Annotated in this window: 10 protein-coding genes; 1 reads left to right on the top strand and 9 read right to left on the bottom strand. The window is 59.9% G+C overall.

Annotation, left to right across the window (positions count from 1 at the left end; all coding sequences use genetic code 11):
- Positions 1-27: 27 nt before the first annotated feature.
- The 3 genes from ABH909_RS17245 to ABH909_RS17235 all read right to left on the bottom strand — a co-directional run bounded on the left by ABH909_RS17245 (position 28) and on the right by ABH909_RS17235 (position 6,026).
- On the bottom strand, positions 28-1,950 hold the full coding sequence (locus ABH909_RS17245) for a PAS domain S-box protein (RefSeq protein WP_429435341.1): 1,923 nt from the start codon (positions 1,948-1,950) through the stop codon (positions 28-30).
- Positions 1,951-2,094: 144 nt separating this feature from the next.
- Positions 2,095-4,371 (bottom strand): helicase C-terminal domain-containing protein, encoded by a 2,277-nt coding sequence (locus ABH909_RS17240; protein WP_429435339.1) that lies wholly within the window; start codon positions 4,369-4,371, stop codon positions 2,095-2,097.
- Positions 4,368-6,026, bottom strand: coding sequence for a VRR-NUC domain-containing protein (locus tag ABH909_RS17235; RefSeq protein ID WP_429435337.1), 1,659 nt, complete (start codon positions 6,024-6,026; stop codon positions 4,368-4,370). The genes ABH909_RS17240 and ABH909_RS17235 overlap by 4 nt, the downstream gene beginning before the upstream one ends.
- Before the next feature lie 218 nt (positions 6,027-6,244).
- On the opposite strand from ABH909_RS17235, the gene ABH909_RS17230 reads away from it, so the two are divergent.
- Positions 6,245-6,469, top strand: a complete 225-nt coding sequence (locus ABH909_RS17230) for a YgdI/YgdR family lipoprotein (RefSeq protein ID WP_095632581.1) — start codon at positions 6,245-6,247, stop codon at positions 6,467-6,469.
- 161 nt (positions 6,470-6,630) lie between these two features.
- Here ABH909_RS17230 and ABH909_RS17225 read toward each other — a convergent pair whose 3' ends face one another.
- From ABH909_RS17225 to ABH909_RS17200, 6 genes are all read right to left on the bottom strand, one after another.
- A complete protein-coding gene (locus ABH909_RS17225) occupies positions 6,631-7,836 on the bottom strand; it encodes a DUF1624 domain-containing protein (protein ID WP_429435335.1) in 1,206 nt (401 codons plus the stop codon).
- A 73-nt stretch (positions 7,837-7,909) separates the two neighbouring features.
- Positions 7,910-8,275 carry a hypothetical protein gene (locus ABH909_RS17220; RefSeq protein WP_429435333.1) on the bottom strand — a complete coding sequence of 122 codons (366 nt, stop codon included), beginning with the start codon at positions 8,273-8,275 and terminating at the stop codon, positions 7,910-7,912.
- Between the two features lie 284 nt (positions 8,276-8,559).
- On the bottom strand, positions 8,560-10,413 hold the full coding sequence (locus tag ABH909_RS17215; protein WP_429435331.1) for a polyurethane esterase: 1,854 nt from the start codon (positions 10,411-10,413) through the stop codon (positions 8,560-8,562).
- Positions 10,414-10,510: 97 nt separating this feature from the next.
- Positions 10,511-12,211 (bottom strand): polyurethane esterase, encoded by a 1,701-nt coding sequence (locus tag ABH909_RS17210; RefSeq protein ID WP_429435329.1) that lies wholly within the window; start codon positions 12,209-12,211, stop codon positions 10,511-10,513.
- Positions 12,212-12,234: 23 nt separating this feature from the next.
- Positions 12,235-15,282: an autotransporter domain-containing protein gene (locus tag ABH909_RS17205; protein WP_429435326.1), complete on the bottom strand. Its 3,048-nt coding sequence runs from the start codon at positions 15,280-15,282 to the stop codon at positions 12,235-12,237.
- A gap of 203 nt (positions 15,283-15,485) precedes the next feature.
- A complete protein-coding gene (locus ABH909_RS17200) occupies positions 15,486-18,443 on the bottom strand; it encodes an autotransporter domain-containing protein (RefSeq protein ID WP_429439954.1) in 2,958 nt (985 codons plus the stop codon).
- Positions 18,444-18,513 lie beyond the last annotated feature (70 nt).

Below are 18,513 nucleotides of genomic sequence, written 5' to 3'. Positions count from 1 at the left end.
GCGCGACCATGCCCCGAACGGAAGGTGTCATTTCATCGCCAACGCAATGATTTCCACCAGGTTGAGTTGGGTAAAAGGCTTGGACAGGCGCGGCAGTCGGGACTCGAAGCCTTCCAGCCGTTCGGCGTAACCCGTGGCGAGGATGATCGGCAGGTGCGGCCTGATGATCCGAATAGCCTGCGCCAGTTGGGCGCCATTCATCTTGGGCATGACCATGTCCGTAATGACCAGGTCAAACTCCTGCTCGCTGTCGAACAGCGCCAGTGCCTGTGCACCGGACGCTGCACTGATCACCTGATGACCCAGGTCCTCAAGCAACAGGCTGGTACTGGTCAATACCAGGCTGTCGTCATCCACGACCAATACACGCAAACGCGGCACTCGCGACACGGCCGTATCCTCGATAACGAGTTCGATAGTCGAGCCGGCGATTGCGACGGGCAACCAGAGTTCGGCAGTAGTGCCGACATCCTTCTGGCTTTTCAGAATGAGTCGCCCGCCCAGTTGCTCTGTAAACCCGTGAACCATCGACAACCCGAGGCCAGTGCCTTTGCCGACACCTTTGGTGGTGAAGAAAGGGTCCATTGCCGACGCCAGGGTAGCGTCATCCATGCCCTCCCCCCTGTCCGTGACACTCAGGCAAACATAGCGGCCTGGCGCCAGGGACAATTTCGACTGGTCGTGGACTTCTTCTGTTTGGGCGCTGATGACAAGTTTCCCTCCCTCGGGCATGGCATCGCGGGCATTGGTCGCCAGGTTCAATATCGCCAATTCGAGCTGATTGACATCGGCCATGACCGGTTCAAGTCCTGGTGCAAAGCGGGTTTCTATGCTGACCACAGGTTCCAGAGCGCTGCGCAACAGCCCGGTAATCCCTTGTATCAATGCCGGTATCTCGACCGATTCGGTCTTGAGTTCCTGACGCCTGGCAAACGCCAACATGCGCTGGGTCAGGGATACGCCGCGCAAAGCACCTTGAGTAGCGTTGTCCAGCAAACGGGTAATTCTCGGATCGTCCGCCGAACGTTTGCGAACGACTTCCAGATTACCCAGGATAACCGTCAGCAAATTATTGAAGTCGTGGGCAATCCCGCCGCTGAGCTGACCGATGGCCTGCATTTTCTGCGCCTGAAACAACGCTTCGCGGGTTTGCTCAAGCGCTTGTTGAGCTTGGGTGACCTCGGTGATGTCCCGAGTGATCTTGGCAAACCCCAGCAACGTGCCGGTGTCGCCCCAAATCGGGTCGACCACCACATGCGCAAAAAACCGCGTGCCATCCTTGCGCACGCGCCAGGCGTTGTTTTCAAATCGTCCTTCACGCGTAGCCATTTCCAGCGCTCGTTGCGGTTCACCGGCTTCGCGATCTTCAGGGGTATAAAACATCGAGAAATGCTGGCCGATCACTTCTTCGGGTCGGTAGCCTTTGATGCGTTGAGCCCCTTGATTCCAGTTGGTCAAACGTCCATCCGGGGCGAGCATGTAGATGGCGTAGTCGGTGACGCTTTGCACCAGCAGCCGGAACTGCTGCTCACTTTGCTTGAGGGTTTCCTCGGCCATTTTGCGGTCGGTCAAATCCCGGGTGATCTTGGCAAAACCCAACAATTTGCCCGACGGATCGAGAATGGGGTCGATGACCACATGGGACCAAAAAAGCGTGCCATCCTTGCGAACCCGCCAGCCTTCGCCTTCGAAACGCCCTTCGTCAATGGCGGTATCAAGAGCACGTTGAGGCAGACCGGCATGGCGATCTTCTTCGGTATAAAAACGCGAGAAATGCTGGCCGAGAATTTCCGCTTCCTCATACCCTTTGAAACGCCTGGCCCCAGCGTTCCAACTAGTGATGATGCCATCGGGGTCAATCATGTAGATCGCGTAGTCGATCACCGCATCGATCAGCAGACGACAGCGCATCTCATCGATCGCATTAATCTTGGTCCGGACACCTCTCATGACATCCCACCCATCCATTGTTTCTCTGGAGTATGCGACAAACCGGGGAATAAGACAGTTCCCAAAAAGGCACTTCGATCTGATCGCAAGGGGCGTGCGCCACTGACCCTTATTCCAGATACTCTGAACGCTCAATGAAGGATTTCACCGCACTGACTCAAGGGCAGTTTCGACCGACCACCAACGAGGCAATAATTGCTTGACCTTGCTCTCGCCAAACCGGTCATCGATCAACATCACCACCCCTTGATCCTGCTGAGTGCGGATCACACGCCCCGCTGCTTGCACTACTTTCTGAACGCCAGGAAACAGGTAGGTGTAGTCATACCCGGCACCGAAAATCGCGGTCATGCGTTGTTTCATCTGTTCGTTGACAGGATTGAATTGCGCCAGCCCCAAGGTAGCAATGAATGCACCAATCAACTGCGCGCCGGGAAGATCGATGCCTTCGCCGAATGCTCCACCCAGCACGGCAAAGCCGACGCCCTGACCATGGACGGTGAATTGATCGAGAAAGGCCTGACGTGGCCCTTCCCCCATTCCCCGAGACTGTGACCACAGCGTGATGTGCGGATGCCGCTCGGCCAGCAACTGCGCCACTTGCTGCAAATAATCGAAGCTGCTGAAGAATGCCAGGTAATTACCGGGGCGCTGGATGAACTGTCTGGCGATCAGTTCGACGATGGGCTCAAGGGATGCCTGACGGTGGACAAAGCGGGTCGAAATCTGGCTGACGATGTGCACTTGCAACTGTTCAGCGCTGAACGGTGACTCCACATCAATCCAGACGGTATTCGCCGGTGTACCCAGCAAGTCGGCGTAATAATGCCGAGGGCTCAGGGTGGCGGAAAACAGCACAGTGCTACGCGCAGCAGTCAAGCGCGGGCGAATGAAACCGGCGGGCACCACATTGCGCAGGCACAGTTGCGACAGGTTGCGCTTGCGCTCGAGGTCGCGTTTGCTGATGTCGAACAGGAAATGCTCATCGAACAATTCAGCCACACGGCCGAATTGCAGCATGTCGAAGTAAAAATTCTGCAAGCCGCTGTCCAGGCCCTGAGGGTAATCGTTCAGGTAGTCGCCGATGCTCGCGCAGCATAAAGACAGCGCCTGAAGCAGTTTTTCCGGGGCTTTGTCGTAGGCCTGATAGGGACTGAGTTGCTGATCATGCAAGGCATTCCATTCACGATTGACCCGTTGCAAGGATCTCTTCAGTGTTTCGGGCGCGGTTTTTCGCACGCTGTTCAACGTCGCCTGATCAAGGCTGGCGCTGTACATCTGCCGGCCGCGTTCCACCAGATTGTGGGCTTCGTCCACCAGCACCGCGACTTTCCAGTTATTGGCCAGGGCCAGTCCGAACAGCAACGCACTGAAGTCGAAATAGTAGTTGTAGTCGGCGACTACCACGTCCGCCCAGCGGGCCATTTCCTGGCAGAGGTAGTAGGGGCAAATCTCATGCTGCAGGGCAACCTCGCGCAAGGCACTCTGATTCAACACGCTCAGTTGGCTGGCGGCCTGACGTGCGGCCGGCAGACGATCATAAAAACCCTGGGCCAACGGACAGGACTCGCCATGGCAGGCCTTGTCCGGGTGCTCGCAAGCCTTGTCCCGGGCGATCATCTCGAGGACTCGCAATGGTGGAGCGTCGGCGCTGTCGAGGATGACCTGCGCGGCATCCAGCGCCAATTTGCGCCCGGGAGTTTTCGCCGTGAGGAAAAACACCTTGTCCAGTTGTTGCGGCGCCAGGGCCTTGAGCATCGGGAACAGCGTGCCAACGGTCTTGCCGATACCGGTCGGTGCCTGGGCCATCAGACAGCGACCGGTGCTGACCGCCTTGAACACCGATTCGGCCAGATGCCGTTGCCCCGGACGAAAATCGGCATGGGGAAATGCCAGCTGTTGCGCCGCCAGATTGCGCCCTTCGCGATGGGCCATTTCCTGTTCGGCCCAGTGCAGAAACAATCCGCAGTGATGTACGAAGAACAGCTGTAGTTCGGCGGCGCTGAAGGCCTCGACCAGACAGGTTTCCTTTTCGCTGACGATATCGAAGTACACCAGCGCCAGATTAATCTGCTCCAACTGCAATTTCTGGCACATCAACGCGCCGTAGATCTTCGCCTGCGCCCAGTGCAACTGCCGGTGATTGGCCGGTTGTTTGCTCAGGTCGCCACGGTAGGTTTTGACTTCTTCGAGGCAGTTTTGCGCCGGATCGTAGCCGTCCGCCCGGCCCTTCACGGTCAAGGTTCGATACTGGCCTTCCAGCGCGACTTCATTCTGGTAACCCTCGCTGCGCCGTGACGCCACGGTACGATGCCCGAAGATACCTTCCAGTGCGGTTGGCGACGGGGTAAAGCGCAGGTCGAGGTCGCCGACCTTGGCGGTGAATTCACACAGCGCCCGCACCGCAATGCTGTAGCTCACGCGCCCTGCTCCGTCCATTGCACGTAGCACACGGCGATCGGCATCTGGTGCTCGTGACAGAATTCCAGCCAGCGCAATTGATTGTCTTGCAACCGATCGCCGGGGCCTTTGACTTCGATCATCCAGTAGGTTTTGTCTTGCGGCCAGAATTGAATCAGGTCCGGCATGCCGGCGCGGTTGGCCTTGATGTCGAGCAGCAGTCGATTGAACCAGTGCTTGAGGTGTTCGGCGGGCAGACAGTCGAGCGCCTGCTCCAGCAGTTCCTCGCTCAGTGCGCCCCAGAATACGAACGGTGACTGCACGCCCCACTTGGCGCTGTAACGCTCGCGCACGGTTTGCACATAACGCCCGTCATCGAGTTCCGCGAGGCAGGCCTGAAACAGATCGGCGCGCCGCGCATGAAAGTCTTCGTTGAGCAGGTCCACTGGGCCGCGCTGGAATGGGTGAAAAAACGCCCCCGGTAACGGCGCGAAGATCGCCGGCCAGCACAACAGCCCGAACAGCGAGTTGATCAGGCTGTTCTCGACGTAATGCACCGGCGCCGAATCGTCCGCCAGATGCGCCTGAACGTAAGACTCTACCGACAACGCCGGATCGTGCCGGGGCAGTTGCAGGTCCAGACGCTGCATGGCCCGAGGAGCTGGCCGCTTGATCGGCGGCCCACCCAGTTTGCGCCGCAGCCTGGGCAACACACGCAAGAGGTGCTGATGCTCGGCGGCGCTTTCAGGGGCTTGCTCGGCGTAGGTGGCCAGGTCCATGGCCAGTTGATATTCCGCACAGCGCTCAAGCACGCGAATCAGCCGCACACGCGCGCCAGGGTAGGCGCATTCACGGTAGAGGTTCAGGGCAGTGGAAAAATCCGCAACGCGCTCGCAATGCTGGCCGATCTGGAACAGCAGTTTGCCGCGCCGTTTTTGCAGCCAGGGATTGTCGAGTTGCAGCCCGTTGATCTGCTCGACTACGTCCGCCACGTTTTCACCAGCCTCGAAACGCTGCTGGCAGCTGTGCAGGAACAGGCAGGCGTCGACGTCTTCGCGACTGCGCAAGCCGCGGGATTCGGCGCAGAACTCGACCCTCTCGTAGGTAAAGATGCCCAGGTCGGCCAGCACGAATTCCGACCAGTCCTGGTAAAGATTGCCAAAGAACATCAGCCGCAATCGGTCGCACAGGCCCATGACGGTCAGGCTGAACAACCGGTCATTCAGGGCCGGACACCATTGGACAAAACTGTGCGCTTGGGGAAACTGCTCGCTCAGGGCTGGCAGCCAATCGGTCTTTTTGCCTTTGGGCTGATCGATGACGCTGCCAAAGCACTGGAGCATCTCGGCCTTGAGCAGCACTTCGAACAAATCTTCGATGTGTAACGGCGACTGCTCATCGAGCCAGCCCAATGCCAGCAACGGCGCTGCAGCGCTGTCGATGTCACCGATCTCGGCGTAACTCAATTTTCCGGCCCTGAAATGCACGCCCTTGCGCATCACCAGCCTGACCAGCAGAGCCTGGGACTCACGGGGCAGTCGGTTGAAGTCGCGGATGAAATCCTGTTCTTCGATGCTCAATACATCGGCATAACGATGTTCAAGCCAATCAAGCACTTGCATGAAGTTGTTCAAGTAATAGAACGGATCATCGAGGGGATTTACAATCACGGGCATTTAGGGCCATGGCAAACGAGTACTGGTTATGCGTACAGATACCAGTTATGCCCTACCCGGCGCAAACGGAAAAAGATCAGTGGCGACGCTATTCGGCAATTTTCGGGTGACCATCGAACTTTCTGCCATTCCATCACACCAACCGCGTTAGAGGCACGGTGACGATTGACCTCAAGCGAGGCGTTCGCGCTGTTTTTATTGAGTAAGGAGAGGTGTGTATGAATATCAAGACTCTGGGTTTGCCCTTGGCGGTAGCGGCCTTTCTGGCCCTGGCCGGTTGCTCGACGCCAACGGTTGTCACCCTGCAGAACGGCACTCAGTATTTGACCAAGGACATGCCGGATACCAAAACCGAGGACGGCTTCTTTGAGTTTGAAGATATTTCCGGGGCAAAAGTGAAAGTCCGGGCCGATGAAGTGGCCACGGTTCGCAAGGAAGACTGAGCCCCTGGCGGGCTAAACGACGAATATCCTGTGGGAGCGTGGCTTGCCCGCGAAAAATTCACCGCGGTTTGTCAGGTATCACGCGTAATCGTTCTTCGCGGGCAAGCCACGCTCCCACAGGTTCTTCGTCGCTCAAACTTCCCGGTGGACGCGGTCTTTGATCAGAGGTATTTGAGAATCGCGATGTCGCGACGGCGCTGTTTAAGGTTGGCGAACCAGCGCGTCGGGAAGAACAGCAACACTCCTAGGATCACGCTCCATAGCCAGACCATGGGCAGGTTGTCGAAGCCGTAATAAGTCCCCTGATTGGTGCCCCAGATCGCGACGGCAATCAAGTACATCGCCTTGAGCACGTACAGGTGCAGCAAATAGAAGAACATCGGCGCACCGCCGTAGATTGCCAAGGTCGCGGTGGACCAGCGATCCTGAGCTTTCTCGAACAACGCCAAAAGAATCAATCCCAGACCAAGCGTCGGCATCAGGAACATCAGCGATGGCGGGTACTTCTTCGCGCTCAGGAAACTCATGAAAGTGCGCAGCGACTCACCGGTTTGCACCCAGGGCTTCTCGCCATAAACATTCAAGTAGCGGATGAACACGAAGGCCACCAGCAGGCCGCAGCCGACTTTCAGCAACCGCGAAATCCGCGCCGCCGGTTCCATGTCCTTGCCGAACCATGGCCCGATGGCCCAGCCCAGCAGAATCACCCCGATCCACGGCAACACCGGATACGTGGTGCGTGCCCGGGTGAACTCGGTGATGTCGATGAACACTCGCTGATGCAGGATCGACCACGGCACAAAGAACGGCGACTCCGGCCCCACGGTCACGCCGTCGAGCAGGTTGTGCCCGGCGACAATCGCTAGCCCCAGTACGATCAACCAACCCCGTTTGAAATGCAGCAACCCGGCAAGCACGATCATGCAAATGCCGATGCACCAGATCACTTGCAACCACAACGTCTTGGGCGGGAACTCGGCGTTCCAGGCAAAGCACACGAACGTGAGCTCTAGAAACACCAGGAACAGCCCGCGCTTGAGCAGGAACACCGACGTCTCGTTGGCCGTGTGTTTCTGGCTGTAGAGCCAAGCCGACAAACCGGTGAGGAAGATGAACACCGGGGCGCAGATTGTGCTCAGCAGTCGGGTGAAGAACAGGTCCGGGGTCACGCTCAAGGCGTCGATCGGGTCGGTCACCTGGCGGTGCAGCAAAAAGGTTTCCCGCACATGGTCGACCAGCATGCAGAGCATGACGAAGCCGCGCAGGGCGTCGATGGCGAGCATCCGGGTGTTGGTTTTTGCAGCGCTGCAGGCAAGCGCAGAAGAAACACTTCCCGCCCGCCCTGCCACGCTTGTGGATAGGGTCATATCAGTCACTCATGTCGTGGTCAGTGGGCTCAGCCCTGTTGCTTCAGCCTGGCAGCGTCTGTTGCTTCATTGCTCAGTGAATCCCTGGAATGCTGTTATCGCAGGAGACGGACTGCCCTCCTTGCCGGATCAGTCGTTCCTGCATCCGCTGGCAACGCTCCCGTTCCTGCTGCATCGAACGATCGATGCTGATATTGCCGGTTTTCTCCGGTTGTTTATCGTCGCCCAGGCGCACTGTCACCCAGGGCTGTTCCGGCTGGATTTGAAAGCGGGTTTTCTCTTCGATGGGTTTGGCGGTTTCGATCGCGGCCGGTTCTGGCAGTTGATCGGAGGTGACTCCGTAACGGGTCAGAATCGAGCTTTGAGGCAGTTCTGCGGCGGCGGTTGCCGATATAAAGGCCAGCGCCATTCCGAAGGTGTGCCTCTTGCTGTTACTCACGTTGCAAAATCTCCTGTACTCAATGGCGGCATGCAGCACCTGCGTTATAGTATAACGTGCATGTGGGCTGATTGTTTAGTGCCAGATTTATGTTGGTGCAGGTATTGAAGTTCGAGAGTGACCGGTGGGTCACGTAGACAGGCAGGTTACCGCGTTATCGTTCTTCGCGAGCAAGCCCGCTCCCACATTTTGATCGCAGGCGTACCCATATTTGGTGTTCACTGAAGATCGAATGTGGGAGCGGGCTTGCTCGCGAAGAGGCCCTTACCGGCGCCGCATCACCCTCAGGCGATCACAATCCCACTACCGGACAAACTGTCCAGCCCGACACCCACCAGGGTCACCGAATCAGAGCCAAATGTGAGCAGCGTATCCTGCCCCACCGCCGTGGCATGGGCCCGGTAGTCATCGTTCGGCGCAACGCCCTGAACCCCGAGGAACACCAGTTTGTCGTTGGCTTGATAACCCACCACCCGATCCTGGCCAAACGCGCCGCTGAACAGGAACGTATCGACCCCGCCACCCGACTCCATCAGGTCATTACCCGCCCCGCCGACAAACACGTCGTTGCCGCTGCTGCCGAGCAAATGGTCGTTGCCATCGAAGCCAAACATCCAGTCGCCGGTTGCGTGCGCATTGAGGGTGTCGGCGCCGGTCGTGCCCTTCACGCTTGAGGCGTACTGGGTCAGGTTGCTGCCGGTCACAAGGCCATTGGCGGTGACGCTGTGGGTCACGTCATCCTTGAACACCCCCCAGAGAAAACCCGGCTCCTTGGTGACGATGCTGCCGATGTCGCGAGTGATGCTGATGCCGCCGTTGGCGTCGCGCACGTACAGGTTGCCGGCATCGTCATTGGCGAAGACAAAGTTCTTCACTGACTCCTGCAGGTCCAGCACGTTGCTGCCCTTGCCGCCCAACAGGATGTTGTAGCCACCGCCATCGCGGAAGGTGTCGTTGCCGTCGCGGCCTTCCAGGTAGTCGTTACCCTTGCCGCCCTGGATCAGGTCATTGCCGTCGCTGCCGATGATGAAGGTGCTGCCTTTGTGGGTTTCGGCGTTGCGGTTCAAGTCCTGGACCCAGGTGTTGCTGCGAGCCGGGTCCGAGAGGTTGGCGACGATGATGGTCGAGTCTTTGCTGGTCAGGTCGTAGAACTGCGACTCCAGCACGCGGGTCATGCCGTCGCCGTAACCGGTGGGCAAGTGGGAAATCCAGGTGGGAATGTTGAGGATCGAATACGGCAACACGTTCCACGCCGTCGAGGCGTAGTGGTCGTTGAAGCTGACGATGTTATCGGTCGTCGAATCCTTGGCGGCATCGTGCACGCCCACCGAGGACAGGTTGAATGTCGAGCCATCGAGGGCGCGGAACACCGGGTCGTTTTCATAACCGATGTTCAGCACTTTGTCGCTGCTGCTTTGGGTCGGCGAGGCGTAGGCGATGTAGTTGGAATCCTGGTAAAAACCGGACCACTTATCGCTGCTCAAGTCCGCCAGGCTATTGACCGCCAACCCGCCGAGGCTGTGGCCGCTGACCAGCACGTCCTTGCCCGAAAGCCCATTGGCCTGGGCAAACGCTGCAACGTCACTGAGCAGATTGCCGAAAGCTTCGCCTGCGTAGTTTTTCGCGTAATCCTTGGGACCCAGCGCCGCCAGCAGATCGTTGATCACGTCACCGATGGAGTCGCCGATCTGGATTTCCCGCGGGCCACTGGTGCCGCGAAAAGCGATACCGATTTCGGTGAGATGACCCTGGGCGTCGTACTTGCCGAGGATCTCCACTTGGGCGCTGGTGTAACCGTCCTTCTCGCCGAAGAAGGTTCCGCGAGCGTCGGTCTTGCCGTCATAGCCCAATTGCGCGGCGGTGATCGGCGTCCAGCCGGCTTTTTGCACAGCTTCGAGAGCAGCCTTTTCCGAATCGGGGTTCCAGGGAATGCCGGGAATGACGCCCTGGGAATCGGTGCCGCCGATCAGCGCGGTGACCAGGGTTGCCGGCAAGCCCAGGCCGAAGCCGTTTTGCTGGTAACCGGTGGCGAAACCGTTGTCGAGGTTGTGATAGGAATACAGCGTGATCGCCATCGCGTCGCTGAACAACGCCTTGGAGTCTGCTGTGCCGAAGTTTTTGTAGTCATACACACCCATTGGTATTGCCTCTCTCTTTGTTGGAATTGTCAGAGATAGCTCACAACCAGGACGCCTCACTGACGAGGCGCCCCGGAGCATTTAGTGCATGCAGCCTTTACGCGAAGGTAATTCCCGAAGCCGAGAGATTATCCAGACCCACGCCCACCAGCGTTACGGCGTAATCGCCAATCTTGAGCACCGTGTCGTTGCCGGACTGGGTCGTGTGCTGGGTGTAGTCATACCCCTGCCCTGCGCCCTGGACGCCCATGAACACCAGTTTGTCGCTGCCCTGATAGCCATTGATCGCGTCGAAGCCGAAGGCACCGCTGAACAGGAAGGTGTTGTTGCCGCCCCCCGAGGCCTGCATCACGTCATTGCCCGCGCCACCGACGAAGGTCACGTGGCTTTTGTCGCTGCGCAGCAGGTCGTCACCAGCGTTGCCGAACAGCCAATCGCCATCCAGCGTCGCCGCCAGCGTGTTGCTATAGGCATCACCGTTGAGCGAGTGGTTGTAGTGGGTCAGTTCGGTGCCGTTGAGCAAACCGTTGGCGGTGACGTTGTAGGTCACCTCCTTGCTGCCCCACCACGAACCCGACTCCTTGCTCACCAGCGCGCCGATGTCGCGGGTCATGCTGATGCCGCCGTAGGCGTCGCGCACGTACAACGTGCCGTCGCCATCGTTGGCAAAGCTGAAGTTCTGCAACGGCTTCTGCAGCTCGAAGGTGTTGCTGCCCTTGCCGCCCAGCAGCAGGTTGTAGCCACCGTCATCGCGGAACCGGTCGTTACCGTCGCGGCCTTCGATGAAGTCATTGCCCGCGCCGCCCTTGAGCCAGTCATTGCTCTCGGTGCCGATGATGAAGGTGCTGCCGGTGTGCGGCTCGCCGCTGCGGCCCAGGTCTTCGACCCAGGTGCTGCCTCGGGACGATTCCGACAGGTTGGACACGATCAGCGTCGAGTCCTTGTCGGTGAGGTCGTAGAAGCGCGAGTCGATCACCCGGTTCAAGCCGTCGGCATAGCCCAACGAACCGTGGGCCGACCAGTTCAGCGGATTGAGGATGCTGAATGGCACCAGGTTCTGCGCGGTGGAAGCGTACTGGTCATTGAAGTTGACGATGTTGTTGGTCGCCGACGCCTGATGACCGTCGTGCTTGCCCAGCGAGCCACTGCTGAAGGTGGTGCCGTCGAGCACTCGAAACACCGGGTCGTTTTCGTAGCCGATATTCAGCACGTTGCCGCCGGTGGCGCTTTGGGTCGGCGAGGCGAAGGCGATGTAGTTGGCGTCCTTGAAAAAACCGCCCCAATTATTGCCGCTCAACTCCGCGAGGCTGTTGACCCCCAACCCACCGAGGCTATGCCCGCTGACCAGTACGTCCTTGGCACTCAAGCCATGGGCGATGGCAAACGCGGCGACATCTTTGAGCAAAGTGTCGAAGGCGTTTTTCGCGTAGTTCGTCGCGTAATCCACCGGCCCGACCGCGGCCAGCAGATTGTTTTTCATGTCGCCGAAAGTGTCGCTGTACCCCAAGCCACCGGTGCCACGGAAAGCGATACCGATGCCGATCAGCTTCCCTGCCCCGTCGTATTTACCGAGCACTTCGGCTTCGGCGCTGGTGAAGCCGTCCTTCTCGCCATAGAAAGTGCCTTGCGCCCCGACGTTGCCCTGATAGCCCAACGCTGCCGCGCCAATTGGCGCCCAAGCGGTCGCCGGCAATGGCTGGCCGGTCGGTGTGTAGGCGTAGAGCGTCAGCGAGATCGCGTCGGAGTACAGCGCTTTACCGGCCTCACTGCCGGCATTTTTATAATCAAACAGTCCCATGTGCTTGCTTCCTTTGCGTCAAATCAGAACTGCCAGTCCAGGGTCAGGCCCACGCCGTGGTCTTTTTCCCGGGAGCCGAGCAGCCCGTTGTAATCCAGGCTCAAACGGGTATCGCTGCCCAGCGCCAATCCGGCACGGGCACCGACCACCGCGGCATTGCGGTCCATGGACACGCTTTGCACGCTGAACGCGGTGTTGCCATTGACGAAGGCCAAGTGGTCTTCGGAACGGGTGTTGCTCAGGTTGTGCTGCCAGCCGAGCGTGCCGGACAGTTCCAGCTGTTGCTGGTCGGACAACGCAATGGCTTTGCTCGCCCGCAGGCCAAGGGTCGAAAGCACCACGTCGCGGTTGTTTTCACCGCCCTTGAGCGCGGCGGCATCACCTTTTTCGCTGAAGCTTTCAGTGTTCAAGTGCACGTAAGCCAGATTGGCAAACGGCTCCAGAGCGACCGGTTGCAGGTCCAGGCGATACGCCGCTTCGGTGAACAGCTGCGCGGAGGTCGCATCGCGCTTGGATTTCTGCTTGCCGCTAACACCGTTAAATTGCAGGTCACGTTTGACGTCGATGCGATGCCAGCTGTAAGCGCCGCCGACGCTCAGGCGCAACGCGTCGATTTCATGGCCCAGGTACGCACCCAAGTGGTAGCTGTCGACCGAGGCCGATGAATGCGTGCCATCGCCCATGCTCAATGAACTGTCGCTATAACCGGTGACGAAGCCCAGTCGGGTATCTTCAGTGATCAAGCCATCGACACCGGCCAGCAGCCCGCCAATGGAGCTGTTGGAACTGGCGTTGTCATGCCCGCCATCGCTCTTGCCCCAAGCGCCGAGCACTTTGAGCCAAGCGTTGCTGCGGTCATCGGTGGGTGCCCCGGCGTCGAACAGATCGTGCTCACGCAGACGCTCGCCAACCGCATCGCGCAGGTAGCGGCTGTCGTTGATCAGCAGCGTGCCGATTGCCGGATGAATCTCCCCCGAGAGTTGCTGGAACGCTTGTTGCGCGACAGCGGCGGTCGGCGACAGCAGCAGGGTTTCGTAGAGCGGATTGCCTGCGCCCAACTGCTCGGCGGCAGCGGCCACGGCGCGTTGGTTCGGGGTTTGGCCCACGCTGGTGAAGGAGGTCGCATTGCGCACCACCGCCAGTTGAATACCGCCAGCCGAGTAGTCGAGGGTGCCGCCGAGGAACAGGTAATCCGGCACCACCGCACCGAAGCGCCCTTCGATCCCGCCGGCCGCTTGCAGAATGTTGTACTGATTGCCGAGCAGGGATTTCGCTTCGCTGGTGGTCAGCAATGTCGGGCTGTTTTCCAGGGACAGGCTCACTGTTGCGCCTTCGATCACAGCCTTGCCGCTGGCAATGATCTGGTCGCTGCTGGTGGGCGACAGCTCTACGGCGTAGGTCGAGCCAGGCTCGAAAGTCACGTCGCCCGCCACTTGCAAGGTGCCGATGGAGTTGCCAGGCGCCACGGTACCGCCGCTTTTCGCGGTCAGCGCCGCGATGCTGCCGTTACCGCCGAGGATCCCGCTGTCATTGACGGTGACGGCCGACAGCAGCGATCCGTTGATCGCCAGTCGGCCCTGATTGACCAGGGTCGGGCCGGCGTAGGTATTGGCGCCGGTCAGCACCAGTGTGCCGATGCCCTGCTTGGTCAGGCCGCCATGACCGGAAATGTCATTGCGCCAGACGTCGAGCCCGCAATGCACGTCATTGCACACACGCTCGGTGGGTTTGCCGGCGTCGATGATCGCGCCGATACCCGGCAAGTCCGCGACAAACTGGCTGGAGCCGTAGGCGCCTTCGATGCGGAATTCCTCGGGGATGTCCTGCTCGGTCACGAACATGGCCGGGCCATCGATGCCTTTGCGCAGGTTGATCATGCCCCAGCCATACAGCGAATCGACGCCGGGTGCGCCGAGGTCGGTGGCAGTGGTGCGCAGCACGCTAGCGACTTGCGCGCCGGTCATGTACGGGAAGCGTTCCATCAACACCGCCACTGAGCCTGCTACGTGCGGCGCCGCCATGGAGGTGCCGTTGTAATTGGCGTAGCCGGTGGTCAGGTCATCGGCATTGGTGCCGCTGATAATCGAGCTGTAGATGCGGCTGCCCGGTGCCGACACGCAGAAACTCGCGGTGTAGCCGCAACGTGACGAGAAGGTACTGATGTTATAAGGATCGGAGCTGCCGGTGTCCGGGTTCCTCTGCAACGCGGCGACCGTCATCCAGTTCGGCGCGATCTCGGGGACGAAGTAGCCAAGGCCGGCGATGGCGTCCGGGTTGTTGAGGTTGTAGTCGTTGCCGGCGGCGAAGATGGTCACGATGCCACTGCGGGCCGCCGCGATGGCGCCGTCGTAGGCACCGCCGGGTTTAGTCCCGAGCAAGGTCTGGATCTCGTTGAACTGCAGTTGCGCGTCCTGCACGGTGAAGTGCGGGTACGCCGGGTCTCGGCCACCGAGGTCGAAACGATCCGTGATGCCGATGCCCCAACTGTTGTTGATGATCCGCGCGCCGCTGGCGATTAGCGCATCCCAACCGGCCTTGTACACCGCGCCGTCGTTGCCGCGAATGATCCCGTCTTCCGGGCCCGGGTCACCGTTGTCGGCGCTGATGATTTGTGCGCCAAAAGCAACGCCGTGCATCGGCCCGCCATCGCGACTGCCCGCGGCGATCCCGCCAACGTGAGTGCCGTGGGCACCGAGTTTGCCGTTGGAGCCCACCGAGGGCGAACCGTCATACAGAAAGGCATCCCCGGCCTTGACCGGAATGTACGGATCGGTGTATTCGCGGATGCCGCTGGTGACCAGGGTGATCACTTTATTGGCCCCGGAAAACTCCGGGTGCAAGGCGTAAACCGGTTGATCAAAAATCCCCAGCTTCACGCCTTTGCCGGTGTAGCCGGCGGCGTAAGCCTGCTCAGCATTGATCGCCCCCAGGCCCCAGTCGGCATTGAACTCTGTGCTGCGCCAGCTATCGGGATCGCCTGTCCTGCCGTTCTCCACGTAGGGCGCCGCGTGTGCGGTGCCCAGGGTGGTCAATGCGCAGAGCAAGGCAAGGTTGTTGTACTTGTTATTCATCGAACTACCGTCCTTAGTTGTGTTGCAAAAATCCTTGTGGCGAGGGGGACTACCCAATGCCTGTCAGTCAAGGCCCAGAACCTGTGGGAGCGGGCTTGCTCGCGAAAGCGGTGTGTCAGACGGCATCAATGTTGACTGTTCCAACGCCTTCGCGAGCAAGCCCGCTCCCACATGGATTGCGCCAAGCCCCCTCGCCACACACGTTAAAACTGCCAATTGAGACTCAGCCCGACGCCGTGGCTCTTCTCGCGGCTGGCCAGTTGGCCGGTGTAATCGAGGTTCAACCGAACATCCCGGCTCAAGGCCAGGCTGGCATGGGCGCTCACCAGCGCCGCATCGCGAACCAGTGGTGAGCTTTGCACCACGAACGCAGTGCCACTGCTGGCAAACGCCAGGTGCTCCTCGGAATCGATGTTGCTCAGGTTGTGCTGCCAGCCGAGGCTGGCGCTCAGGTCCAGTTGTTGCTGGCTGGACAGCGTTACTGTTTTCAGTGCGCGTACGCCGAGCGTGCTGAGTACCGCGTCACGCCGGTCGCCACTGCTTTTGAGCGAGGCGGCATCACCTTTTTCGGTGAAGCCGTCGGTGTCGAGGTGTACGTAAGCCAGATTGGCGAACGGCTCCAAGGCCAGTGCTTGCAGGTTCAGGCGATACGCTGCCTCACTGAACACCTGAGTAGTCGCGGCATCGACCTTGGCTTTCTGTTTGGCACTGACGTCGCCGTATTGCATGTCACGTTTGACGTCGGCCCGATGCCAGCTGTAGGCGCCGCCGGCACTCAGACGCCAGGCGCCCAGTTCGTGGCCGGCATAGGCGCCCAGGTGATAGCTATCGACTTGTGCTGATGAATGAGTTCCGGAGCCCATGCTGATCGAGCTATCGCTGTAGCCGGCAACTAAGCCGACACGGGTTTCATCGTCCACTGCGCCATCGACACCGGCCAGCAAACCGCCAATCGACGTGGTGTAGCCGGCGGTATCGTGGCTGTCATCGGTCTTGCCCCAGGCGCCCAGTGCTTTGATCCAGCCGTTGTTTCGGGAACCGTTGGCTTCGTTGAGACGCTCACCGACCGCATCGCGCAGGTAACGACTGTCATTGATCAACACCGCGCCCAGCGCCGGGTAGATTTCCCCCGACAACCGCTGGAAAGCCTGTTGCGCGGAACTGGCGGTCGGCGACAGCAGCAGGCTTTCGTAGACGGCGTTACCCGCGCCAAGCCCTTCCACAGCGGCCGCGACATTACGCTGATTCGGTGTTTGCCCGACGCTGGCGAAGGTTGTGGCGTTACGCTCAACGCTGAGCTGAATGCCGGTCGCGGCGTAATCAAGGCTGCCGCCGATGAACAGGTAGTTGGGCAGCACCGCGCCGAACTGGCCTTGAATGCCGCCCGCCGCTTGCAGGATGTTGTACTGATGGCCCTGCAGGCTTTGCACTTGTTGGGTGCTGAGCAAGGTCGGGCTGTTTTCCAGGGACAGGCTGACGGTGGCGCCGCTGATCGTGGCCGTACCGCCGGCAATAATCTGGTCGCTGCTGGTGGGTGACAGTTCGACGGCGTAGGTCGAACCCGGCGCAAACGTCACGTCGCTGCTGACTTGCAACGTACCAATGGAATTACCGGGCGCCACGGTGCCGCCGGGATTGGCGGTCAACGCAGCGATTCGTCCGTTACCGCCGAGGGTGCCGCTGTCATTGACGGTCACCGTCGATGTCAGCGAGCCGTTCACCGCCAGCAAACCGCCGTTGACCGTGGTCGGACCTCGGTAAGTGTTGTCGCCGGTCAGCATCAACCGCCCGGCACCGGACTTGATCAGGCTGCCTTCATAGATTCGATTGGCGGCGGCGGAATCACGAGCGATGCCCACCGCATAATCGGTCTGATCCTGCTGACTGGCGCCAGCCGAGACACCACTCTCCCAGCCCTTGTCCTTCAACGTCTGTTGCCAGGCGCTACGTTCGGCGGCGTCTTCGGTCTGACGCTGGATCAGCGCTTTATCTGAAATGTCATTGCTCCAGACATCGCTCTGCCCTGCTCCCAGATTGGCGTCGAACGCCCCGAGCAGTTGCCCCGGCCCGCGCATCGCCCGTTCGAGGTTGGCCACGCCCCAACCAATGCGCGTACCCGGCGCGTCGGTGATCGAGCCGTCGAGCTGGGTCGCGGTGGTCAGCAGCACTTCCAGCGCCTGCTGATTGTTCATGTACGGATAGCGCTCCATCACCAACGCCAGTGCCCCGGTGGCATGCGGTGCGGCCATGGAGGTGCCGGATTTGATCGCGTAACCGCCGCCGGGAATGGTGCTGTCGATCTTCGCGCCCGGCGTGGTGATGCACCAATACTTGGCGATCCCGCATTGGTTGTATTTCTGCTGATTGCTTTGATCCAGCCCCGATACCGCCAGCCAGTGGCCTTCCAGGTCTGGCTGAAAGTACGGCAAGGCCGAACGCACGCTGGCATTCGGATAACCGCTGTTGCCGGCGCTGAACACGTTGATCACACCTCGGCGCGAAACGTCGGCGGCGGCATCGAGCCAGGTGCCTTTGTTCCAGTGCTGGGCGTAGGCAGCGTGCAGATCGTCGAGGGTTCGGTAGCTGACGTCCGGCGGCTGGCTGCCCCAGCTGTTGTTGATCGCGCGTACGCCAGCATCCGCCAGGGCGTTATAGACCGCTTTGAAGTAGCGCGGGTCGGGGCTGGGGCCGAACAGGAAACTGTCGTTCTTGTTGGTGTTGCCGACGTAGATTTGCGCGTTGTACGCCACGCCGTGCATCCCGGTGCCATCCCGGGAAGCGCCCATGGTTCCCGTGACGTGGGTGCCGTGGGAGTCGTTGTTGGTGTTGAGCGTGCCGTCGACGATGAACGCCGAGCCGTCGACGTAGCTGCCGCTGGCGGTCACTGCGTGATAACGATCGGCGGTAAATTCGGGATGGCTGGAATCGAAACCGGAATCCAGCGCGCCGATTTTCACGCCCTTGCCGGTGATGCCAGCGGCATAGGCTTGATCGGCCTGCATGCGCGCCAGTCCCCAATCACGCTGGAATTCTGCCGAGCGCCAACTGGCGGGGTCGCCGGGTTTGCCGGTTTCCAGGTAAAGCGCCTGGGCTGGGCCTGGTACTGATGAAATCACGAGCAATAGCGTGCCGACCGACATCGGCTTGATCTGTACGTCCATGTGCATGACATCTCGCTTTTCTTGTTTTTGTAGGAGCTGCCGCAGGCTGCGATCTTTTAGCGTCAGCAAA

This window comes from Pseudomonas sp. BS3782 TE3695, from assembly GCF_050435305.1.
Classification (GTDB): domain Bacteria; phylum Pseudomonadota; class Gammaproteobacteria; order Pseudomonadales; family Pseudomonadaceae; genus Aquipseudomonas.
The sequence above is the reverse complement of the archived record's forward strand: the minus strand, read 5'-3'. Positions and strand labels throughout refer to the sequence as shown.

Bases quoted from the DNA above. Each gene is read 5' to 3' on its own strand.
- ABH909_RS17200 (WP_429439954.1), bottom strand. From the start codon at position 18,443: ATGGACGTACAGATCAAGCCGATGTCGGTCGGCACGCTATTGCTCGTG.
- ABH909_RS17235 (WP_429435337.1), bottom strand. From the start codon at position 6,026: ATGCCCGTGATTGTAAATCCCCTCGATGATCCGTTCTATTACTTGAAC.
- ABH909_RS17215 (WP_429435331.1), bottom strand. From the start codon at position 10,413: ATGGGTGTGTATGACTACAAAAACTTCGGCACAGCAGACTCCAAGGCG.
- ABH909_RS17245 (WP_429435341.1), bottom strand. From the start codon at position 1,950: ATGAGAGGTGTCCGGACCAAGATTAATGCGATCGATGAGATGCGCTGT.
- ABH909_RS17210 (WP_429435329.1), bottom strand. From the start codon at position 12,211: ATGGGACTGTTTGATTATAAAAATGCCGGCAGTGAGGCCGGTAAAGCG.
- ABH909_RS17205 (WP_429435326.1), bottom strand. From the start codon at position 15,282: ATGAATAACAAGTACAACAACCTTGCCTTGCTCTGCGCATTGACCACC.
- ABH909_RS17225 (WP_429435335.1), bottom strand. From the start codon at position 7,836: ATGACCCTATCCACAAGCGTGGCAGGGCGGGCGGGAAGTGTTTCTTCT.
- ABH909_RS17230 (WP_095632581.1), top strand. From the start codon at position 6,245: ATGAATATCAAGACTCTGGGTTTGCCCTTGGCGGTAGCGGCCTTTCTG.